The sequence below is a fragment of the Streptomyces sp. NPDC001549 genome, from assembly GCF_042894025.1.
GTDB classification, from domain to species: Bacteria; Actinomycetota; Actinomycetes; order Streptomycetales; family Streptomycetaceae; genus Streptomyces; species Streptomyces kutzneri.
The window spans coordinates 137,120-158,668 of sequence record NZ_JBIAVJ010000013.1 but is presented as its reverse complement, the minus strand read 5'-3'; the positions used below and the strand labels follow the sequence as shown (position 1 = coordinate 158,668).

Below are 21,549 nucleotides of genomic sequence, written 5' to 3'. Positions count from 1 at the left end.
CCACGGCTAACTGCCGGGCCTCCCCGGCGCTGACGGCAACCACTAACACCCTCCGCGCCACCCTCCTCTCCCCCCCCCCGCCCCCCCCCGGGGGGGGGGGGGGCCCGCCCCCCGCGCCCCCCACCCCCGTCAGGCGGTCGCCAGCTGCGGGATCAGGCGCATCGCGTTGTCGTGGTAGATCCCCCGCAGCTGCTCCGGGGTGAAGGCCGGGTCGGCTTCGAGGGCGGGGAGTGCCAGGTCCATGACCGTGTCGGCGGGGGCGGCGGGCCAGTCCGTGCCGAAGAGGATGTGGTCGGCCGGTACGTGCTCCAGCAGGGTCGCGGCGGGCGCCATGGGGCCTGCCGTGTCGTAGTAGAAGCGGCTCAGGTGGTCACGGACGGCGGCGGGTTCGACGGCAGGTTCGCAGAACCGTCCGAGGGCCTGCAGGCGCGTCGCGATGTACGGCAGGAAGCCTCCGGCGTGCGGCAGGACCACGGAGAGGTCCGGGAAGCGGTCCAGCGTCCTCCGGCTGATCATGTTCACGGCGGCCCGCGTGGTGTCCAGCAGGAAGTCGCACATGAAGTTCGGGATCCCCGGAACCGTCGACCCACCGGGCGGACCGGACGCACCCGGCGGGCCGGAGGCACCGGGCGGACCGGACGCACCGGGCGGACCGGACGCACCGGGCGGACCGGAGGCACCGGGCGGGCCGTCCGGAAGGTTGTGCGGGTGGGTGTCCACCACGGCGGAGAACTCGTTCAGCTCGTGGAACAGCCGGTCGTAGGCGGGATCACCGAGGTAGACGCCCCCGTAGTTGGCCGTCACGTTCACCCCGACGGCCCCGAGCTGCCCGAGCCCGCGGCGCACGGCCCAGGACGAGGCCTCCGGGTCGTCCAGGAACAGCGGCACGTAGTACGAGAACCTTCCCGGATGCGCCTGCGCCACCTCGGTCATCGACTGCAGCGTGATGTTGATGGCCTCGCGCAGCTGCGCCGACGACCGGTAGCGCGCCGGCAGCATCGGCTTCAGGACGGCGGTCGTGATGCCCGCGCCGTCCATGAAGCGGATCGCCGCGTCGGTGTCGAGCCGGCTCCACGGGGGCAGCCGTTCCGGCTTGATCAGTTCGTGGTGCGCGGCCCAGTCGCGCCACTGCGGCGCGCAGAAGTGATGATGCATGTCGATCTTCGAATGGACCGCGCGCGCCGCGTCCGTACCCGGTGCGGAGTGACCCCGCGCGACCCGGATGACCTCGCTGGTGCCCACCGCGGCGATCCGCAGTTCGTCCGCCGGCGTCCCCAGGAGGCGCAGTGCGGAGGTACTCACGGAATCCGTCATGCCAATCCACCGCCCATCGGGTCTGGGTTACCGGCCGGAGGCCACGGAGGCCAGGGACGGCTCGTCCGGGTCCGCGCCGGGGCGGGACGGCTCCAGGACCAGCCGGAGGTGTTCGAGGCCCCGGAAAGCCGGCACCGGACCCTTGAGCCACGCCCTGCCGGTCTCCTGCGCGTCCGCGAGCTCCATGTCCGGGAACTCCCGCAGGAGGGTGGCGAGCGCGATCTCGAGTTCGAGCCGCGCGAGCGGTGCCCCCAGGCAGTAGTGGGTTCCGTGCCCGAAGCCCAGGTGCGTGCCCTGGAGTCCCTCGCGCGTCACGTCCAGCTCGTCGGGGAGGTCGAACTTCTCGGGGTCCCGGTTGGCCGAGGAGATCGCGATCTGCACGAGGGAGCCCTCGGGGATCAGGGTGCCCCGGATCTCGGCGTCCCGCGCCGCGTACCGGAAGGTCGACGTCTCCACCGATCCCTCGAAGCGCAGCATCTCCTCGACCGCCCGCGGGATGAGCGCGGGGTCCTTGCGCAGCAGCGCCGCCTGGTCGGGGCGGAGCAGCAGGCTGAGGACGGAATTGCCGATCTGGTAGGCGGTGGTCTTGTGGCCGGCGAAGAACAGGACCCACAGCGACGCGACCAGTTCGGGATCCTCCAGCCGTTCCTCCGCCTGGAGGAGGTCGCCGAGGAAGGAGTCCGACGGGTGCGCGCGCGTGTCCGAGATGAGCCGCTCCAACCGGTGCTGCAGGCGCTCCTCGGCCGCCTTCAGCTCCGCCTTCTTGCTGGGGTCGAACCGGGAGCGGGTCACCACCGCGAACTGCTCCAGGATCTCCGGGCGGTCCCCCTGCGGGATGCCCATCAGTTCGCACAGGACCGCGACGGGCAGCGGGAACGCGAACGAGGCCATGAGGTCGACCGTGCCCGCCTTCCGGCATTCGCGCAGGATGTCCTCGGCGATCTCGGTGATCCTCGGGCGCATCTGCTCCACCCGCCGGGGGGTGAAGGCGCTCCGCAGGACGCGGCGCAGCCGCGTGTGCCGGGGCGGGTCCGAGAAGAGCACGTTGTCGTCGAGCGCGTCGAAGAAGCTGCCGTACACGGCGTGGTAGGTGTCGATGGCGCCGTGCATGTTCTTGCTGAACCGGGGGTCCGACAGGGCGTCGCGGGCGTCGTCGTGACGGGTGATGAGGTACGTCTCGATCCCGTGGGGAGGGGTCAGCCGGCACACCGGGGCCTGCTCGCGCAGGGCGGCGTACATCGGATGGGGGCACTGCCGGTACTCCGGCGCGCCCCTGGACACGGCCGACACGATGTCGTGCAGCTCGCCGCCGCCGTCCGGTGCCGCATCCTGCTGCGCCATGGTCCGTACCCTCCGTCGCACTCGCCTGCTGGGGACAACACCGGTTCCCCGTGCGGATGCGTCGCGAAACGGCGCCTTTCCCGTTCGAGTGAGCCGGCGGTGCCGGGGGCCGGGGCGGGTCCGGGTGCGGGTCCGGCCGACCGTCAGCCGATCGGCGGTCGCCCGTCCGGGCCGAGTGTGTGGCGGGCCCGGCGGCCCGGGGAAGGGCTGCAGGTGCCCCAGCCAGCCCGTCACAAGGAGCCCGCGCATGGCCCGCAGTCTCGCCCTGGCCCTCACCGCAGCCGCCTCGCTCACCCTGGCGGCCGTCACCGCTCCCCTCGCCGCCGCGGGCACGGGCCCCGGCCGGGCCCAGGGCGACCTTGCCCGCACGTACGCGGCGACCGCCAGATACCAGGTGCACGCCAACGCCGTGGCGGACGGCTACAAGCCCGACCAGTACTGCGTCGTCGACAAGGCGGGCCCGGGCGCGCTCGGTTACCCGCACTTCAATCACAAGTACGACAACTCCCTCGACCCGGCGAAGCCCGCCGCGCTGTTCTACGAGGACGACGGGCGCGGCGGCAAACGACTCGTCGCGGTGCAGTGGCTGCTCTACGACCGCGACCAGAAGCTCACGACGGACGACGACCGCCCCACGATGTTCGGCACCCCCTTCAAGGGCCCCAAGCCCGGCAACTTCCCCGGTCAGCCGGTGCACTACGCCCTGCACCTGTGGCTCTGGAAGAAGAACCCCGACGGCCTGTTCGAGACCTTCAACCGGGCGGTGACCTGCCTTCCGGGCACCACCCGCCCCAAGCCGTCCGTCTGATGCCGCCCGGGGAGCCACCCATGCCCGTCACCCGGCGCAGCCTGCTCGCCGCGGGCGGGATCGCCTTCAGCGGGGCGCTCGGCGCACTGTTCGCCGGTGGTGGCTCCCGGGCCGCCGCCCGGGCCCCGCGGACCCCCCGCACCGACCGCGGGTACGGGCCGCTGGTGGCCGACCCGCGCGGGCTGCTCGACCTGCCCGCCGGGTTCACCTACCGGGTGCTCTCCCGGGCCGGCGAGCCGCTGCGCTCCGGCGAGGGGCCCGTGCCCGCCAACTGCGACGGCATGGCCGCCTTCGAGGCCGGCGGCGGCCGTGCGCGCCTCGTCCGCAACCACGAGAACCGCACCACCGCCGCCCTGCGCGTCCCCGCCGTCCCGGGACTGACCTACGACCCCCAGGCCCTCGGCGGCTGCACCGCCCTGGAACTGGACGCGGCCGGGCGGGTCACCGGTGAGCGCGTCGCCCTCGCGGGCACCGCCGTCAACTGCGCGGGCGGCCGTACCCCCTGGAACACCTGGCTGAGCTGCGAGGAGACCGAGGACCGCGCGGGCACCTCCGGCTACACCCGCGACCACGGCTACGTCTTCGAGGTGGACCCGGCCGACCCGCACCGCTCGGGCGCGGTCCCGCTCACCGCGATGGGCCGCTTCGCGCACGAGGCCGTCGCCGTGGACCCGTACCGCGGGGTCGTCTACGAGACCGAGGACGCCTTCGTCCGGCCGTTCGGGCTGTTCTACCGGTTCCTGCCGGAGCGGCCGCTCGGCGGGCTCGGCTCGCTGCGGGCCGGGGGCCGGCTGGAGGCCCTGCGGGTGGCGGGGCTCGCGGACCTGGCGGTGGTGGACGAGCCCGGGGCGGTGTTCCCGGTGGAGTGGGTGCCCGTACCGGACCCGTCGGCGGCCGGAACGCCGATCCGGCTCCAGGACTTCGGGCCGGGCGGGATCACCCACGCGCAGAAGCTGGAGGGCTGCTACTGGGGCGACGGCGGGGTGCACTTCGTGTCCAGCTTCGCGCGCAGCGGCGAGGGCGCGGCCGCCGACCACCACGGGCAGGTGTGGTTCTACGATCCGCGGCGCGCCCTGCTGCGCCTGGACGTGCTCTTCGGCCCGGCCGCCGACATCGCGCTGCCCGGGGACTCCCCCGACAACATCTGTCTGGCCCCGGACGGCGGACTGATGGTGTGCGAGGACGGCGGCGGCGCGCAGTACGTCTTCGGGGTGACGGTGGGCGGTGAGGTCTACCCGATGGCCCGCAACGCCGAGGACATCGGCCGGCCGGGGGCCCCGGAGTGGGGGGAGTTCGCCGGGGTCACCTTCTCCCCCGACGGGCGGACGATGTACGTGAACGCCTACGCGCCGGGGACCACGTTCGCGGTGACAGGGCCCTGGCACTGACCTCGCGCTGACCTCGTACTGTCCTCGCGGTACCGCAACTGGGCCATCAGCACGCTGCTGCGGGAGCACCTGGAGGAGATCGGTCCGCAGTGTCCGAAGGGGGACTTCGATGTCGAGGAGTGCCGCAGGAGGCTGCTGGCGGGGTGAGTTCCGCCCGACCGCCTGTCGTTCATTCCTATCATCGGTTAGTCATATAGTTTGCGTACGTGACCAATTCCGTACGAAAAGTAGCTGCCGCAGCTGTCACGGCGGTGCTCGGCGCCGCGCTCGCGGGATGCGGGGGCGGCGCCGGCGCGCCGGACACCGGCCGCGAGGCCCGTATGGGCACCCCCGCCGCCTCGGCGTCCGCCTCGGCCTCGGGCTCCGCCTCCGCCTCCGCCTCCGGATCGCCCGCCGCGTCCCCGCAGGCCGGTGCGCCCGCCAAGCCCCCGACCATGGCGCCGGGCCCGAACGGCCTGACCCCCGTCTTCGAACGGGCGGAGCAGCAGACGGACAAGACAGTGGCGCTGACCTTCGACGCCGACATGACCTCCGACCAGGGGCCGCGCGCCGCGGACGGGGAGCACTTCGACAACCCCGCGCTGATCTCGGCCCTGCGCACCCTCAAGGTGCCCTCGACGATCTTCATGACGGGCCGCTGGGCCGAGGAGTACCCGGACCAGGCCAAGTCGATCGGCACCGACCCGAACTTCGAGATCGCGAACCACTCGTACAGCCACCACGCCTTCAAGTCCCCCTGCTACGGGCTGCCCGCGCTCGACGCCGCGGCCGCCCGCGCCGACGTGGACCGCGCCTTCGCCGCCTTCCGGCAGGCGGGCGCGGTCAACACCGTCCCGTACTTCCGCTTCCCCGGCGGCTGTTACGACGACCAGGCGCTGCGGGCGCTGTCCACGGCCAAGGTCACGGCCGTCCAGTGGGACGTGGTCAGCGGGGACGCCTTCGCCAAGGACCCGGGCGCCGTGGCCGAGCAGGTGCTCGCCGGCGTGAAGCCCGGCTCGGTCGTGGTCATGCACTGCACGCGCAGCGCCGCCCCGGTCACCGAGGAGGCCATCCAGCGGATCGTCCCGGAGCTGCGCAAGCGCGGCTACCGGTTCGTGAAGGTCTCCGAGCTGATCGGCAAGTAGCGCGGGCCCCGGGCCGCTTCCGGGCCGCTTCCGGGCCGTCTCTAGCCGGAGCAGGCGGTGCGCTGGGCTTCCTGCCACTCGCACACCGGGCAGAGCACCACGCCGGGGGTGGCGACCCCGTACTCGGTGGGCTTTCCGCACTCCAGGCAGTCCGCGTACGGCGGTCCCGCCACCCGGCCGGCCGGGGCGGCGGGTGCGGGGCAGTACGACGGGGTCTGCTGCAAGGGGGTCTGCTGCGACGGGTCCATACGTCGAGCCTAGCGGCGGACGGCTTGCGGACAACTGCCGCCGGAGTACTGGTAGGAAACTTTCCTTCCTGTTAGTGTCCCGGGCGGCGGCTTGGCGCGGTGCCCACCCCCACGGGCATGACGCGCTCAGTGAGAGCTCTGACCCGGCCGCCGTGGTGCCGCCCCCCGCCCGCCCCGCGCGGGCGGGTGCGGGGCCCCGCGCCAGTGTCCAGCTCTCACCGCCCCTCAAGGCAGGGAGTTCCAGGTATGCGCCTGAACCGCCTGAACGCCTCCGCTCACCCCCCTCTGTTACGCGGCAGGCTTCGCACCCTCCTCCTCACCGCCCTCACCGGCCTGGCCGCGCTCACCCTCGTCGGCGGGCTCCTCCTGGCCTGGCCCGGACGGGCCGGGGCCGCCGCCGACCCCCTCATATCCCGCGGGAAGCCCGCCACCGCCTCGTCCACCGAGTCCTCCTCGCTGGGCGCGAAGAACGCCTTCGACGGCGACCCGGCGACCCGCTGGGCCAGCGCCGAGGGCAAGGACCCGCAGTGGATCCGGGTCGACCTCGGCTCCGGGGCCACCGTCTCGCGGGTACGGCTCACCTGGGAGGCGGCCTACGCCAAGGCGTACCGCGTCGAGATCTCCGCCGACGGCGCCGCCTGGACCGCGCTCGCCACCGAGACCGCTGGCAACGGCGGCACCGACGACTGGACCGGCCTGTCCGGCAAGGGCCGCTACCTGCGCGTCCAGGGCACCGCGCGCGGCACCTCGTACGGCTACTCGCTCTTCGAGGCCGAGGTGTACGGCACCGTCGGGGACGGGCCGCCGCCGGGCGGCTCCTTCACGGTCGTCGCCGCCGGTGACATCGCCGCGCAGTGCACGGCGTCCGACAGCGGCTGCGCGCACCCCAAAACGGCCGCGCTCGCCCAGCGGATCGACCCGAAGTTCTACCTGACGATGGGCGACAACCAGTACGACGACGCCCGGCTCTCCGACTACCGCGCCTACTACGACAAGAGCTGGGGCGCCTTCAAGGCCCGGACCAGGCCGGTCCCGGGCAACCACGAGACGTACGACCCGGCCGGCCCGCTCGCCGGGTACAAGTCGTACTTCGGCAGCATCGCCTTCCCGCAGGGCAAGAGCTACTACAGCTTCGACGAGGGCAACTGGCACTTCGTCGCCCTCGACTCCAACTCCTTCGACCAGGCCGCCCAGCTCAACTGGCTGAAGGCCGACCTCGCCGCCAACACCAGGCCGTGCGTCGCCGCCTACTGGCACCACCCGCTGTACTCCTCCGGCGGGCACGGCAACGACCCCGTCTCCAAACCGGTGTGGAAGATCCTCTACGCCGCCAGGGCCGACCTGGTCCTGAACGGGCACGACCACCACTACGAGCGGTTCGCCCCGCAGGACCCCGAGGGCCGGGCGACCGCCGACGGGATCGTGGAGATCGTCGGCGGGATGGGCGGCGCCGAGCCCTACCCGATCGAGGAGGTCCAGCCCAACAGCCAGAAGCGGATCAGCGGACCGTACGGCGTGGTGAAGCTCGACTTCACCGACTCCGGCTACGGGTGGACCTACGTGGCCACCGACGGCCAGGTCAAGGACACGAGCCCGAAGTACAGCTGCCACTGATGTACCTGGCCGCCAACGGCCGCCCGGACGCGCCGCCCCGCCCCCCAGGGGTTCGGCGGCGCGTCCCCGCCGCCGTCCTCGCGCTCGGCGCGGTCAGCCTCGTCACCGACATCTCCTCCGAGATGGTCACGGCGGTACTGCCGCTCTACCTCGTCCTCGGCCTGGGCCTGACTCCCCTCCAGTTCGGCTTCCTGGACGGCATGTTCAACGGGGCCACCGCCCTCGTCCGGCTGCTCGGCGGGCGGCTCGCCGACCGCCGCGGCCACCACAAGCGGGTCGCCGGCGCCGGCTACCTGCTCTCCGCGCTCTCCCGGCTCGGACTGCTCCTCGCCGGGGGCGCCACGGGCGGGATCGCCGCCGCGCTCGCCGCCGACCGGCTGGGCAAGGGCATCCGTACCGCCCCGCGCGACGCCCTCATCTCGCTCAGCGGGCCCCCGGAGAGCCTCGGCCGGTCCTTCGGCGTGCACCGCGCCATGGACACGACGGGAGCACTGCTCGGACCGCTCGCCGCGTTCGCCGTGCTGTGGGCGACCGCCGACGCCTACGACGCGGTGTTCGCCGTCAGTTTCTGCACCGGCCTGCTCGGTGTGCTGCTGCTCGTCGTGTACGTCCCGGCGGCGCCCGGGCCGGCCGCCGCCCTCCCGGCCGGGCCCCGGCCGGCGCGCCGGCCGGTCCTGCGCGACCCCGCGTTCCGCCGCGTGCTCTGCGCCTCGGCTCTGCTCGGCGCCACCACCATCGGCGACGCCTTCCTCTACCTGCTGCTCCTGCGCGGACTCGACCTGCCGCCCGCCCTGTTCACGCTGCTGCCGCTCGGGGCCGCCGCCGTCTACCTACTGCTCGCCGTCCCCGCGGGCCGGATCGCCGACCGTACCGCCGGCCGGGCCGGGCGCCGGACGGCCTTCCTGCTCGGGCACTGCGCCCTGCTCGGCGCGTACGCCCTGCTGCTCGCCCCCGTCTCCGCGCCGACCGTCGTGGGGGTGCTCGCCCTGCTGGGCGTCTTCTACGCGGCCACCGACGGGGTCCTGATGGCGCTCGCCGCTCCCGCGCTGCCCGCGGCCGGCCGGGCGGGCGGGCTCGCGGTGCTGCAGACCGGCCAGGCGCTGGCCCGGCTGCTGGGCGCCGCCGGCTTCGGGGCGGCGTGGACCCTCTGGGGGCCGCGGCCCGCCCTCTGGGCCGCGGCCCTCGCGCTGGCCGGGGCTCTCGCGGCCGCCTCGCGCATCCTGCCCGCCGCTCCCCCGACCGCCCCGACTGCCCCGACCGCCCCGGAGGCTCCGTGAATCCCCCGTCCCGCCGGCTGCGCCTCGCCCTCGTCGTCACCGCGGTCCTGCTGCTGGCGGGCGGCTCGCTGGGCTACGTCCTGCACGCGCGGCACCGCGAACGGCCGCCCGGGCAGCAGGCCGACGCCTCCTTCGGCACCCTGGAGCCGGGCCTCTACTTCCGGGACACGGCCGGCGGGCGGATCGCGCGCCAGGGCGGCCCGGGCCTGCCGCGGGTGACCGGCGGCCCGTCCTGCGACCGCTTCCACACCGCCGGGGACCACGCCCTGTGCCTGCGCAAGCTGCCCGGGGTCCCGGTCCGCACGGAGGCCCTCGTACTCGACCGGCGCATGCGGGAGGTCCGCAAGGTGACGGTGCCCGGCATCCCGAACCGGGCCCGTGTCTCGCCCTCGGGCCAGGTCCTGTCCTGGACCACCTTCACGACCGGCGACTCCTACAACACCGCCGCGTTCTCGACCCGGACGGCGATCCTGGACCTGCGCACCGGCTATCTGATCAAGTCGGTCGAACAGATCCCGCTGACCCTCGGCGGGGCCCGCCACCACGACCCGGACGTCAACTACTGGGGCGTGACCTTCGCCGCCGACGACAACCGCTTCTACGCCACCGTCTCCACCCGGGGCGCCACCCACCTCGTCGAGGGCGACCTGCGCGCCTGGTCGGCGAAGGGCCTGCGGGAGAACGCCGAATGCCCCTCGCTGTCTCCGGACGGCACCCGCGTCGCCTTCAAGAAGAAGGTCTCCGACGACCCCCGGGCACCCTGGCGGCTGTACGTCCTCGACCTGGCGACGATGCGCGAACACCCGCTGGCCGAGCCGCACAGCGTCGACGACCAGGCCGCCTGGCTGGACGACGCGACCCTCGCCTACGCCCTGCCGGGCCAGGACGGCCGCACGAGCGACATCTGGTCGGCCCGGGCGGACGGCACGGGCGAACCCGCCCTCCTCGTCCCGGGCGGCTCCTCCCCCGCGAACGTGCGCTAGGGGGTGCCTTGCCGGTCAGGCCGGCCACCGCGAGCCCGGGCTCGTACTGGACGTACGTGCGCGGTCCGACAACGCGGCGAGGTGCCGTGCCGGGCGTCGCAACCCGGTGAACCTTGCCGGCCACAGCACTAGCGCCGCCGCGCGACGGCGACCTTCTGGCTGCTGCCCTTGGACAGTTCGGCCATCGGGGTGCGGGCGTACGCGGCGGCGCCGAACCGCTCCAGCCGGTCGGCCGCACGGCGGGCCGCCTCGGCGCGCGGCAGCCCGTGTACCCGGCCCAGATGGGTCAGGTAGTCGGCGGCCGTGAGCGGCAGCGCCGCCGGGAAGCGTTCGGGCACGTAGCCGGTGCGGGGCGGGCGGCCGCTGACGCGCCCCTCGGTCGGGGCCTCGATGCCGGCGACGAGCCGTAGCAGGGTGGACTTGCCGCCGCCGTTGCCGCCTTCGACGCGGACGAGGGCGCCGCGCGGGAGTTCCAGCGTGATCCCGCGCAGCACCCAGGGTCGGCGCCGTCCGTGACGGCGGCCCACATCGGTCAGTTTCAGTGCGCCGTCACCGTCTCGACGGCCTCGCTGGGGCGGACGATGACGAAGCCCTCGCCGCTCAGCTTCAGCTGGACGGCCTCGCCGGAGCCGCCGCGGATCATCGAGCCGACCGACTGGGAGCGGTGCAGGCCGGTCTCCAGCCGGGCGCTCCAGCCGACCACCGCGTCCGTGTCCACGTAGACCGGGGCCTGGGCGGTGACCGGGATGATGACCGGGTGGCCGTCGCAGACGACGGCGAGCTTGCCGGTGCCGGTGAAGAGGCTGTTGAAGAGGCCGCCGCCGGTCATGCCGGCGCCCTTCACCATCTTGATCTCGTAGGACAGGGTCGGGTCGAAGCAGAGCACGTTGCGGCCGTTGATGGTGAGGGCGTCACCGGGCTCGAAGTCGATGATGAAGCAGTTGCCCGCCCGGTGGGCGAACCAGGCCTCGCCCTGGCCGCGTACGGACATGAGCGCGAGGCCCTCGCCCGTCACGGCGCGCTTGAGCATGCCGCCTATGCCCTGTCCCTTGCGCTCGAACTGGAGGTTGCCGCGGAAGGCGACCATCGAGCCCTGCCGGGCCAGCATTTCACCGTTGACGTTGTACTTCACGGACTTGGCGTTCTGCAGGGTCATGCCGGGGGCGACGGCCGCCTGGGCCAGGTTCTCGGACGCGAAAAGATCACTCTTCATGGCTTCGATCCTCACCCGGGCCGACCACCCGGGGCATCATCCTGGAGGCGGAGGCTGGCATCCTTGGCAGGATGAGCAGCCAGCACACCAACGACATCTCCGGCGTCCCCGCGGTCGGGGCGGACAGCCCCTTCCGGCAGGAGCACGTACTGCGCGACGAGGCCCCGCAGTTCGTGCTGCCGCTGGTGGTGCGGATCGAGAAGGCCGAGCCGCCCGCCCGGACGGACGCCCTGGAGACGGCGGCCCGCGCCGTGCTGGTCCTGCTCACCGACGAACGGGCGCACGGCGAGGGCGAGTGGGCCCAGGCCGTCCGCGACTGGCAGGACGCCCGGATCCGCAAGGTGGTCCGGCGGGCGCGCGGGGCGGAGTGGCGCAAGGCGGAGACCCTGCCGGGCGTCACGGTGCACGGGGACGGCGCGCAGGTACGGGTCTTCCCGCCGGTGCCCCTCGACGGCTGGCCGAAGGAGCTGGTCAAGCTCCAGGTGTCGGGCACCGATCTGGACGACCCGGCGCCGGTCGCCGCGACCGCGGAGCCGGGTCTGCCGGTGCTGTGGCTCAACCCCGGCCTCGGCATGTCGGCCGGCAAGGCCATGGCCCAGGCCGGGCACGCGGCACAGCTGGCGTGGTGGGAGCTGACGGGGGCGGAGCGGGCCGCCTGGCAGGATTCCGGTTTCCGGCTGGCGGTGCGGACGGCCCCGCGCGAGCGGTGGGCCGAGCTGGGCGGCAGCGGTCTGCCGGTGGTCCGGGACGCCGGATTCACCGAGATCGCGCCGGGCAGCGCGACGGTGGTCGCCGACCATCCGGCGCTGCGGGCCCGGCTCTGACGCGGTTCCCCGGCCGGCGGGAACCTCAAATGTTCCTCTGAACGTCCCCTCCTGCGATTGGCGCGACTCCGTCGGGGCCATGACATCGGCACACAGTGCGACGAGAGGGGGCGAGGGGACATGAAGCCCATGGCACACCTGGGGGTGGGCATCGGCTGGCGGCCGGAGATCGCGGACGCCGTCGAGCGGCTTTCCGGCCTGGACTGGGTCGAGGTGGTGGCCGAGAACGTATGCCCGGGCCACCTGCCCGAGTCCCTGCTGCGGCTGCGCGAGCGGGGCACGCGCGTCGTGCCGCACGGGGTCTCGCTCGGCCTCGGCGGCGCGGACCGCCCCGATCCCGCGAAGCTGGCGGCGCTCGGCGAGCGGGCGGTGGCGCTGGGGGCGCCGCTCGTCACCGAGCACATCGCGTTCGTACGGACCTCCTCGCCGGTGCTGGAGGCGGGGCACCTGCTGCCGGTGCCGCGCACCCGCGACGCGCTGGACGTGCTGTGCGAGAACGTGCGGATCGCGCAGGATGCCCTGCCGGTCCCGCTGGCGCTGGAGAACATCGCCGCGCTGTTCTCGTGGCCGGGCGAGGAGCTGACGGAAGGGCAGTTCCTCACGGAGCTGGTCGAGCGGACCGGTGTCCGGCTGCTCATCGACGTGGCCAACCTGCACACCAACCGGGTCAACCGGGGCGAGGACCCGGCCGCCGTGCTGGACGCGATCCCGCTGGAGGCACTGGCGTACGTGCACGTGGCGGGCGGCATCGAGCGGAACGGTGTCTGGCACGACACCCACGCGCACCCGGTCCCGCCCGTGGTGCTCGACCTGCTGGCCGAGCTGCGCTCCCGGGTGGAACCGGCGGGCGTCCTGCTGGAGCGGGACGACGACTTCCCGCCGGAGGCCGAGCTCGCGGGCGAGCTGGCCGCGATCCGCGCCGTGGTGACGGCGGGACCGGCCGCACCCGGGAAGACGGTCACCGCCGGGTCCGGCCCGGCGGGCACCGGACCGGGCACCGGACCGGGCACCGGACCGGGCACCGGACCGGGCACCGGACCGGGCACCGGACCGGGCACCGGACGGGGCGACGAACCGAGCGCCGGACCCGGCACCGAGGCCGGTACCGGACCGCGCCCGGTCGAGGAGTCGGCCCGGACCCGGGTGGCGCTGGGACAGGCCGCGCTGCTGTCGGCGCTGGTGGCCGGGACCCCCGTACCCGAGGGCTTCGACCGCCGGCGCATCCGGGTGCAGGCCCGGGCGCTGGCCGCCAAGCGGGCCGACGTGGTGGCGAAGCTGGCTCCCGAGCTGCCCGTGATCCTGGGCGGCCCGGATCCGTACCGCGAAGCCTTCCTCTCCTACGCCAAGGGCCGCCCCATGACTTCCGGGTACCGCCGGGACGCGCTGGACTTCGCCGAGGACCTGCTGATCCGGGACCTGCCGGCCGATCCGGCCGCCCGGCGCCGGCTCACCGCCTGGTGGCGGGACCGGGCCGGGGCCAGGCCGCCCCGCCGGATCGTGCGCTGGGCCCGGACGCTGGCGGGGAGAGCGGCATGAACCTCCTCGCCGTGGCGATCTGGATCGCCGTCCTCCTCTCCTCCGTCCTGCTGATGGCCGGGCTCCGCAGGTCCCGGTCCGCGCCCGCGGGATCCGTGCCCGCCCTGCACGACCTCTCCGAGGCCGCCTTCGTGGTGGGCGGCCCCGGCACCGTCGTGGACGCCGCGCTCGTCTCGATGCTCGGCGACGGCCGGCTGGTGGCCGGCGGTCCGGGCATCGTCCAGGTACGCCCCGGGGCGCGGGCCACCGACCCCGCCGAGCGGGCCGTCCTCCAGGCCCACCAAGGGGCGTCCTCGGGATGGCTCTACCAGGTGCGCTACGCCGCCATGTGCGACCCGGCCGTCCAGGAGATCGGGGACGCGCTGGCCGCCCGCGGGCTGATCACACCGCCCGGGTCCGGGCTGCGGCGCTGGCGTCGCTGGGGGCTGATCCAGGCCCTGGTGTGCGCGCTGCTGTTCCCGGTGTCGATGGTGCTGACCTTCGTCGCGCTCGCCGTCGACTCCGGCTCCGCGGTGCCGTTCATCGTGAAGGTGCTGTTCGTCCTGGTGGGCGGCTTCGTCGTGGGCCTCGTCTGCGCGGCCCGGGCCAAGAGCCGGGTCACCGGGGCCGGAGCGCGGGCGCTGCGCGCCGTGCGCTCCGCCCATCTGAACGACCGGACCCCGCACGTACAGACCGCGCTGTTCGGGCTGCGCGGTCTGCGGGACCCCTATCTGCGTCAGCAGATGGTGCCCGCCGTGCGCGGTACCCGGCTGGCCGCGGCCCAGTCGCGCACGCGCTCCCACGGCACGGACAGCTCCTCGCACTGGTCGGGGACCGAGGTGCTGCCGATCGTCTGGTGCGCCGGGAGCGACGGGGGCGGTGGCGGCGGTTCGGGCTGCGGCGGCGGTTCGGGCTGCGGGTCCTCGGGGAGCGGCTGCGGGTCCTCGGGCGGCGGCTCCAGCAGTTCCAGCTGTTCGACCAGCAGTTCCAGCTGCGGCAGTTCGTCGAGCTGCGGCAGTTCGTCCAGCTCCAGCTGCGGCAGCAGCTCCTGACGGCCGGACGTACGGCAACCGGGGGCGGAATCCGCGGCAACGGGGCCATCGGCGCCGACACCGGCCGGTGATCCTTTACAAGGCTGCCGTCCGGCCCTCTCATCGGATGAGAGGAAGGGGTCGCCATGCGGACGGGACCGGCAGGCTGTGCGGCTGCCCTGGGGGCGCTCTCCCTCCTCCTCTGCGTCCCGGCCCACGCCGCGCGGCCGGCCTCGCCCGGCCCCCTCGGCGGGACGGCCGCCGAGGCCGCCGGCGCCGCCCTCGCCGCCCGCCGCGCGGCGGCCTTGGCCACGTCCGAAGGCAGCGGCGGACTCGACTTCCGCCGCTGCCCCGAGGCCGAGGAGCTACCCGGCCCGGTCCGGTGCGCCACCCTGCGCGTCCCGCTCGACTACGCCCGGCCCGACGGCCCGCAGATCTCCCTCACCGTCAGCTGGGTCGCCGCCACCGGGGCCCGCGGCACCGTCCGCCAGGGCGCGCTCGTCAACAACCCCGGCGGCCCCGGAGCCTCCGGCATGTACTTCCCGCTCTTCGCCGGCCTCCCCGGCTGGGAGCGGATCGCCGCCGCCTACGACCTCGTCGGCTACGCCCCGCGCGGCGTCGGCCGTTCCGCCCCGCTGTCCTGCCAGGACCCCGCCGCCCGGGTCAAGGGCCCCACCCAGGACCCGGGCGACCCCTCCCCGGCGTACAAGAGGCAGCGCCTCGCGGCCGCCCGGGCCTACGCCCGCGGCTGCGCGCGGCGGGCCGGCGCGGCCCTGCCGTACTACACGACGCTCAACAACGTCCGCGATCTGGACGTCCTGCGGGCCGCGCTCGGCGAGCGGAAACTGAGCTTCATGGGCGCCTCGTACGGCACCTACCTCGGCGCCGTGTACGCCACCCTGCACCCGGGCCGCGTCCGCCGGATGGTCCTGGACTCGGCGGTCGACCCCGGCCCGCGCCGCGTCTGGTACCGCAACAACCTCGACCAGTCACCCGGCTTCGAGCGCCGTTGGCACGACTTCCGTGCCTGGGCGGCCCGGCACCACGGCACGTACGGCCTCGGCGCCACCCCGGCGGCCGTGCAGGCGAGCTACGCGCGCGTCCGGGACGCGGTGGCCCGTACTCCGGCGGGCGGGGTCGTCGGCACCGGCGAACTCCGGGCCGCCTACCTCCAGGCCGCGTACTACGACGACGTGTGGCCGGACCGGGCGGCGGCCCTCGCGGCCTTCCTGCGCGGCGATCCGGCGCGGCTGACCGCCCAGGCCGCCCCCGACCCGGAATCGACGGCCGAGGCGGAGAACGCGACGGCGGTGTACACGGCGGTGCTGTGCAACGACGCCTCCTGGCCCGCGAACTGGGAGACCTGGGACCGCGACAACACCGCGCTGGCGCGCAGGGCCCCCTTCGAGACCTGGGCCAATGCCTTCCTGAACCTCCCGTGTGCCTCCTGGCCGGTGCGCGAGCGGCAGCGTCCGGTGGCGGTCGGGGCCCAGCCGGAGCGGCTGCCACAGACCCTGGTGGTCGCGGCGGAGCGGGACGGGGCGACCCCGTACCCGGGTGCGCTGGAACTCCAGCGGCGGCTCGGCGCCGGGGCTTCGCTGGTGACGGAGAAGGGGGCCGGCTCCCACGGAGTGGTCGGCGGACGCAATGGCTGCGTGGACCGTCACGTGGAGCGGTATCTGCTGACGGGCGCCACCCCGGGGTGGCGTGTCACATGTGCGCCGCATCCGGAGCCCGCACCGGTGTCGCTGGACGACCGGGCAGCGAGCGCCCACAGGGCACCGCTGCCGCCAGTCGTCTGAACTTCCGGGCGGGATCTCCGGCTGCGTCGTTTCGGGGGCAGGGGCCGTCTTTCGGACCAGCCTCCCGATCCACCGGAGGAACTCACCTGACGGTGTGGTCGTCCTCCGGTCCTTCCCCCCAGGGGAGGTATCAGGCGAGCCCGGCCACCAGATCGGCGACGGACTTGCGGCGCCCGGTGTAGAAGGGCACCTCTTCACGGACGTGCATACGGGCCTCGGAGGCGCGCAGGTGACGCATGAGGTCGACGATGCGGTACAGCTCGTCCGCCTCGAAGGCCAGCAGCCACTCGTAGTCGCCCAGCGAGAAGGAGGCGACGGTGTTGGCGCGCACGTCCGGGTAACCGCGGGCCATCTTGCCGTGGTCGGCGAGCATGCGGCGGCGGTCCTCGTCGGGCAGCAGGTACCAGTCGTAACTGCGCACGAAGGGGTACACACTGACGTACTCGCGCGCGACCTCGTCGGCCAGGAAGGCCGGGATGTGCGACTTGTTGAACTCGGCCGGGCGGTGCAGGGCCATGTTCGACCACACCGGCTCCAGCGCGCGGCCCAGCCTGGTGCGGCGGAACAGGTTGTAGGCGGTCTGCAGCTCGTCCGCCGTCTCGGCGTGCCACCAGATCATGACGTCGGCGTCGGCGCGCAGGCCGGAGACGTCGTAGGTGCCGCGGACGGTGATGTCCTTGGCGCCCAGCTGGTCGAAGAGCTCCTGGACCTCGTCGGCGTAGCCGCTCCGGTCCTCGGGAAGAACGTCCTTCAGCTTGAAGACGGACCACAGGGTGTAGCGGATGACCTCGTTGAGGTCCTTCGCCTTCTTCCCCGCGTTGGGAATCTTCTCTGGTGCAGTCATGTGCCTATTGTCCCGTGCGCTGATCAGTGGTCGGTGCCAGGGGTGCCGTACGCGCACCGAGCGCGGCGATCACCGCGTCCGCGGCCTTGCCGGCGCTCGCGATGCAGGCCGGAATGCCCACGCCGTCGTAGACCGCGCCGCACACCGCGAGGCCCGGCAGGGCCGCGACGGCGGTGCGGATCCGGGCGACCCGGTCGAGGTGGCCGACCGGGTACTGGGGCAGTCCGCCGTCCCACCGGGTGACGGTGGAGGCGACCGGCCGGGCCGCGAGGCCCACGGCCTCGCCGAGGTCGGCGAGGGAGACCTCGACGAGCTCGCCGTCCTCGCGCTGCAGGTCGCTCTCGTCGGCGTAGCGGCCGACCGAGGTGCGCAGCAGGAAGAGGTCCGGATCCGACCCGGCCCAGGCCCACTTGTTGCTGGAGAAGGTGGAGGCCTTGATGGTCCGGCCGTCGACGGGCGGTACGAGGAATCCGCTGGCGCCGCCGCCGGAGACGGCGGCCGGCAGCTCGGAGCGGCGGAAGGCCATCGTGATCAGGGCCATCGAGGCGTACTCGACCCCGCGCAGCTCGGCCGCGGCGGCCGGGGCGAGCCCGTCCAGCAGCCGTGCGGCGGCCCCGGCCGGGGTGGCCAGGATCACGGCGTCGGCCTCGACGACCTCGGCGCCGGCCACCACCCGCCAGCCCCCGGCCGTGCGGACGACCTCGCGGACGGGGGTGCCCGTGACGAGCCGGGCCCCCGCGGCGCGGCAGGCCTCGGCCACGGCGAGCGGGAGCCGTCCGATGCCGCCGTCGATGCCGGCGAAGACCGGGCCGGCCGGCTGGGGCGCGGACTCCGCCCGGCGCTGCAGCTCGCGTACGCCGTCGCCGAGGAGGGCGTGCGTGCGGGCGGCCTCGAAGAGCTGGGGGACGGCGGCCCGCATGGAGATGCGGTAGGCGTCGCCCGCGTAGACCCCGCCGAGCAGCGGTTCCACCAGCCGGTCGACGACCTCGCGGCCGAGGCGGGCCGCGACGTACGCGCCGACGGCGACGTCGTCGCCGATCTCGGTGGGCGGCAGCGTCCGCTCGGCCTCAATGCGGGCCAGTCCCTCGGCGGAGAGCACCCCGGAGGCGGCGAGCGGTCCCAGGTCGCCGGGGACGCCCATGACGTGGCCGCGCGGCATCGGCCGCAGCGCGCCGCGGGTCCACAGGTGGGCGGTGGCGGTGGCGGGTGCCTGCACGGACTCGCCGAGGCCCACGGCCTCGGCCAGCGCCACGGCTTCGGGGCGGCGGGCGAGCATGGATTCGGCGCCGAGGTCGACGCGGGCCCCGGCGAGCTCACCGGCGTACAGCTTGCCGCCGAGCCGCGGTCCGGCCTCCAGCAGGGTGACGCGGACGCCTTCGGCGAGCAGCCGGTGGGCTGCCGCGAGGCCCGCGATACCGCCCCCGATGACGACGGCGTGGCCCTGGGAGCCGGCGGACCGGGGGGAGCCGCCCGGCCGATCCGTACGCATGTCCGCTTCGTGCATGGACACATCGTCTCAGACCGATCTCCGAGGCCGGACCGTGACCGCATCGGGATCACCCCGGGACCGTGGATTCGAAACCCGCGACGGGACTCTGGACGTCGAACCGGCAACACCAGCCGATCCTCGGGGGTTTACAGCGATGCGCAGTTTCGACAGACACCGTTCCGCGGCGGCCCTGGCCGCCCTCGCGCTGGCCGGGGCGCTCGCGCTCACCGGCTGCGGCGCGAGCGGCCAGGGCTCCGCGAGCGACAAGGCGGCGGTGGCGCCCGCCGCCGAGGGCAAGGCCCCGGAGGGCGCCGCGGCGGCCCCGGCGCCGGCCGGGTCCGCGGGCGCCGCGGGCTCCGCCGCCAACAAGAACGCCGCGCCGCCGGCCGTGGTCCGCCCGAACGTCATCCGGACGGCGACGCTCGGCATCGAGACGGCGGACGTCCAGAAGACCCTCGCCGCGGCCCGCACGGCCGCCGACGAGGCGGGCGGCTACGTCGGCAACGAGTCCACCAAGCGCGGCGAGGACGGCCGGATGACCTCGACGCTGACGCTGCGGGTGCCGGGCGAGCGCTACGACGCCGTGCTCGGCGCCATGGAGGGCAGCGGGAAGCTCCTGCACCGCAAGGTCGACGCGCAGGACGTCACGGAGAAGGTCGCCGACATCGGCAGCCGCGTCTCCTCGCAGCAGGCCAGCGTGGCGCGGGTGCGGGAAATGATGGGCAAGGCCTCGGCGCTGAGCGAGGTGGTGATGCTGGAGAGCGAGCTGTCGCGCCGCCAGTCCGACCTGGAGTCGCTGCTGGCGCAGCAGACGGCGCTGAAGGACCAGACCTCGCTGGGCACGATCACGCTGGAGGTCTCGGAGCCGGCCGCGAAGCCGGAGGCCGAGAAGAAGGAGAAGAAGAAGGAACCCACGTTCCTGGGGGCTCTGGGCGGAGGCTGGGACGTCTTCACCAAGGTCGTGCGCTACCTGACGGTGGCAGTGGGTGCGGTGCTGCCGTTCGCGCTGACGGCCCTGGCGGGACTGCTGCTGTTCCGGCTGTACCGGCGGTGGCGTCCGGCGCCGCCGAAGACGGCCCCGGCGCCGTGGCGGACGACGGTACCGGCGGCCCGGAAGGCTCCGGACACCGAGGCCGGCGTACAGGACTGAACGCGCGTTCGGCCGTAGCGTGTTCACCATCCGACGGTGGTGAAGGGGCGGTACGGACGATGGCGACGGAACGACTGGTGGTGGTGGGCGGTGACGCGGCGGGGATGTCCGCCGCGTCACAGGCCCGCAGGCTGAAGGGCCCGGCGGAACTGGAGATCCTCGCCTTCGAGCGCGGGCACTTCACCTCCTACTCGGCGTGCGGGATCCCGTACTGGGTCGGCGGTCAGGTCGCCGAGCGCGACGACCTGATCGCCCGTACCCCCGAGGAGCACCGGGCCCGGGACATCGACCTGCGCACGCGCACGGAGGTCGTGGAGCTCGACCTCCCCGGGTCCCGGGTCCGCGCCCGCGATCTGGACACCGGATCCGAATCCTGGACGGGCTACGACAAGCTGGTCCTGGCGACGGGCGCCCGCCCCGTCCGCCCCCGGCTCCCCGGCATCGGCGCGCACGGGGTCCACGGCATCCAGAGCCTGGACGACGGCCAGCGCCTGATGGACACCCTGCGGCGCACCGAGGGCCGCCGGGCCGTCGTGGTCGGCGCCGGCTACATCGGTGTGGAGATGGCGGAGGCCCTGGTGGCGCGGGGGTACGAGGTCACCGTCCTGCACCGGGGCGAGCAGCCTATGGCCACGCTGGACCCGGACATGGGCGGCCTGGTGCACGGCGCGATGAACCGGATGGGGATCCGTACGGTCTCCCGCGCCGAGGTGACGAAGATCCTCACCGACGAGGAGGGCCGGGCCCGGGCGGTGGCCACCTCGGCGGGCGAGGAGTACGAGGCGGACGTGGTCGTGCTCGGCATCGGCGTGGAGCCCCGCACCGCGCTCGCCCGCGCGGCCGGGCTCCCGCTCGGCCCTTCGGGCGGCATCCTCACCGACCTGTCGATGCGGGTCCGGGGCCACGAGAACATCTGGTCGGGCGGCGACTGCGTGGAGGTCCTGGACCTGGTCGCGGGCCGCACCCGGCACCTCCCGCTGGGCACGCACGCCAACAAGCACGGCCAGGTCATCGGCTCGGGCGTGGGCGGCGGCTACGCGACCTTCCCCGGGGTGGTCGGGACGGCGGTCAGCAAGGTCTGCGACCTGGAGATCGCCCGTACGGGGCTGCGCGAGCGGGACGCGCTGGAGGCGGGCCTGCGGTTCGTGACGGCCACCATCACCTCCACCAACACGGCGGGCTACTACCCGGGCGCGGCGGAGATGACGGTGAAGATGCTGGCGGAACGCCGTACGGGCCGCCTCCTCGGGGTCCAGATCGTCGGCGGCGCGGGCGCCGCGAAGCGGGTGGACATCGCGGCGGTCGCCCTCACCGCGGGCATGACCGTGGACCGGATGGTGTCCCTCGACCTGGGCTACGCCCCGCCGTTCTCCCCGGTCTGGGACCCGATCCTGGTGGCGGCCCGCAAGGCGGTCTCCGCGGTCCGCTCGGCGGGGGTCTGAGGGGCGGCATCAGCCGGATCCACCCCGCCGGCGTTCGAGGTGATCTTCGGGCCGGTCGGCGTGCGAGGCCTACCCGTTCGGACGCCCGCCGGTTGCCCGGCGCACCGGCCGCCGGTGTCATGACAGGCAGGGTCTGTCAGCA

Annotated in this window: 18 protein-coding genes and 1 pseudogene; 12 read left to right on the top strand and 7 right to left on the bottom strand. The window is 74.2% G+C overall.

The window, feature by feature from the left end:
- Window positions 1-129: 129 nt before the first annotated feature.
- Window positions 130-1,302, bottom strand: coding sequence for an amidohydrolase family protein (locus ACFY04_RS22280; RefSeq protein WP_389119003.1), 1,173 nt, complete (start codon window positions 1,300-1,302; stop codon window positions 130-132).
- A gap of 39 nt (window positions 1,303-1,341) precedes the next feature.
- Window positions 1,342-2,655 (bottom strand): cytochrome P450, encoded by a 1,314-nt coding sequence (locus tag ACFY04_RS22275; RefSeq protein ID WP_389119001.1) that lies wholly within the window; start codon window positions 2,653-2,655, stop codon window positions 1,342-1,344.
- Between the two features lie 247 nt (window positions 2,656-2,902).
- On the opposite strand from ACFY04_RS22275, the gene ACFY04_RS22270 reads away from it, so the two are divergent.
- From ACFY04_RS22270 to ACFY04_RS22260, 3 genes are all read left to right on the top strand, one after another.
- The gene (locus ACFY04_RS22270; RefSeq protein WP_389119000.1) at window positions 2,903-3,463 is read left to right on the top strand and encodes a hypothetical protein; all 561 of its coding nucleotides are present in this window, start codon (window positions 2,903-2,905) and stop codon (window positions 3,461-3,463) included.
- A gap of 20 nt (window positions 3,464-3,483) precedes the next feature.
- Window positions 3,484-4,851 carry an alkaline phosphatase PhoX gene (locus ACFY04_RS22265; RefSeq protein ID WP_389118998.1) on the top strand — a complete coding sequence of 456 codons (1,368 nt, stop codon included), beginning with the start codon at window positions 3,484-3,486 and terminating at the stop codon, window positions 4,849-4,851.
- Between the two features lie 206 nt (window positions 4,852-5,057).
- Entirely contained in the window at window positions 5,058-5,975 is a 918-nt protein-coding gene (locus tag ACFY04_RS22260; protein ID WP_389118996.1) for a polysaccharide deacetylase family protein, read from the top strand.
- Window positions 5,976-6,016: 41 nt separating this feature from the next.
- On the opposite strand, the gene ACFY04_RS22255 is transcribed toward ACFY04_RS22260, so the two are convergent.
- Complete coding sequence (locus ACFY04_RS22255; protein ID WP_389118994.1) at window positions 6,017-6,223, bottom strand: hypothetical protein; 207 nt, start codon at window positions 6,221-6,223, stop codon at window positions 6,017-6,019.
- A gap of 246 nt (window positions 6,224-6,469) precedes the next feature.
- Between ACFY04_RS22255 and ACFY04_RS22250 the strand changes: the two genes are divergently transcribed.
- The 3 genes from ACFY04_RS22250 to ACFY04_RS22240 are packed head-to-tail and all read left to right on the top strand — an operon-like array spanning window position 6,470 to window position 10,097.
- Window positions 6,470-7,837, top strand: a complete 1,368-nt coding sequence (locus ACFY04_RS22250; protein WP_389118992.1) for a discoidin domain-containing protein — start codon at window positions 6,470-6,472, stop codon at window positions 7,835-7,837.
- On the top strand, window positions 7,837-9,114 hold the full coding sequence (locus tag ACFY04_RS22245; RefSeq protein ID WP_389118991.1) for an MFS transporter: 1,278 nt from the start codon (window positions 7,837-7,839) through the stop codon (window positions 9,112-9,114). The genes ACFY04_RS22250 and ACFY04_RS22245 overlap by 1 nt, the downstream gene beginning before the upstream one ends.
- Window positions 9,111-10,097: a TolB family protein gene (locus tag ACFY04_RS22240; protein ID WP_389118990.1), complete on the top strand. Its 987-nt coding sequence runs from the start codon at window positions 9,111-9,113 to the stop codon at window positions 10,095-10,097. Before ACFY04_RS22245 ends, ACFY04_RS22240 begins: the two co-directional genes overlap by 4 nt.
- Before the next feature lie 137 nt (window positions 10,098-10,234).
- Here ACFY04_RS22240 and ACFY04_RS22235 read toward each other — a convergent pair.
- Both ACFY04_RS22235 and ACFY04_RS22230 read right to left on the bottom strand, forming a co-directional pair.
- Window positions 10,235-10,639 (bottom strand): annotated as a pseudogene (locus tag ACFY04_RS22235) (ATP-binding cassette domain-containing protein); the annotation flags it as partial.
- Complete coding sequence (locus ACFY04_RS22230) at window positions 10,636-11,310, bottom strand: AIM24 family protein (protein ID WP_389118988.1); 675 nt, start codon at window positions 11,308-11,310, stop codon at window positions 10,636-10,638. The gene ACFY04_RS22230 and the pseudogene ACFY04_RS22235, both read right to left, overlap by 4 nt.
- A gap of 71 nt (window positions 11,311-11,381) precedes the next feature.
- Between ACFY04_RS22230 and ACFY04_RS22225 the strand changes: the two genes are divergently transcribed.
- The 4 genes from ACFY04_RS22225 to ACFY04_RS22210 all read left to right on the top strand — a co-directional run bounded on the left by ACFY04_RS22225 (window position 11,382) and on the right by ACFY04_RS22210 (window position 16,482).
- Entirely contained in the window at window positions 11,382-12,134 is a 753-nt protein-coding gene (locus tag ACFY04_RS22225) for an aminoacyl-tRNA hydrolase (protein ID WP_389118986.1), read from the top strand.
- A 120-nt stretch (window positions 12,135-12,254) separates the two neighbouring features.
- Window positions 12,255-13,670, top strand: coding sequence for a DUF692 domain-containing protein (locus ACFY04_RS22220; RefSeq protein WP_389118985.1), 1,416 nt, complete (start codon window positions 12,255-12,257; stop codon window positions 13,668-13,670).
- On the top strand, window positions 13,667-14,701 hold the full coding sequence (locus tag ACFY04_RS22215) for a TIGR04222 domain-containing membrane protein (protein ID WP_389118983.1): 1,035 nt from the start codon (window positions 13,667-13,669) through the stop codon (window positions 14,699-14,701). The genes ACFY04_RS22220 and ACFY04_RS22215 overlap by 4 nt, the downstream gene beginning before the upstream one ends.
- 125 nt (window positions 14,702-14,826) lie before the next feature.
- The gene (locus tag ACFY04_RS22210) at window positions 14,827-16,482 is read left to right on the top strand and encodes an alpha/beta hydrolase (protein WP_389118981.1); all 1,656 of its coding nucleotides are present in this window, start codon (window positions 14,827-14,829) and stop codon (window positions 16,480-16,482) included.
- Window positions 16,483-16,612: 130 nt separating this feature from the next.
- Here ACFY04_RS22210 and hemQ read toward each other — a convergent pair whose 3' ends face one another.
- Together hemQ and hemG are read right to left on the bottom strand one after the other, a co-directional pair.
- The gene (gene hemQ, locus ACFY04_RS22205; RefSeq protein WP_389118980.1) at window positions 16,613-17,326 is read right to left on the bottom strand and encodes a hydrogen peroxide-dependent heme synthase; all 714 of its coding nucleotides are present in this window, start codon (window positions 17,324-17,326) and stop codon (window positions 16,613-16,615) included.
- A 4-nt stretch (window positions 17,327-17,330) separates the two neighbouring features.
- A complete protein-coding gene (hemG, locus tag ACFY04_RS22200) occupies window positions 17,331-18,815 on the bottom strand; it encodes a protoporphyrinogen oxidase (protein WP_389119101.1) in 1,485 nt (494 codons plus the stop codon).
- 154 nt (window positions 18,816-18,969) lie between these two features.
- Between hemG and ACFY04_RS22195 the strand changes: the two genes are divergently transcribed.
- Complete coding sequence (locus ACFY04_RS22195) at window positions 18,970-19,965, top strand: DUF4349 domain-containing protein (protein ID WP_389118978.1); 996 nt, start codon at window positions 18,970-18,972, stop codon at window positions 19,963-19,965.
- A gap of 59 nt (window positions 19,966-20,024) precedes the next feature.
- Window positions 20,025-21,407 (top strand): FAD-dependent oxidoreductase, encoded by a 1,383-nt coding sequence (locus tag ACFY04_RS22190; RefSeq protein WP_389118976.1) that lies wholly within the window; start codon window positions 20,025-20,027, stop codon window positions 21,405-21,407.
- The last annotated feature ends 142 nt before the right edge of the window (window positions 21,408-21,549 follow it).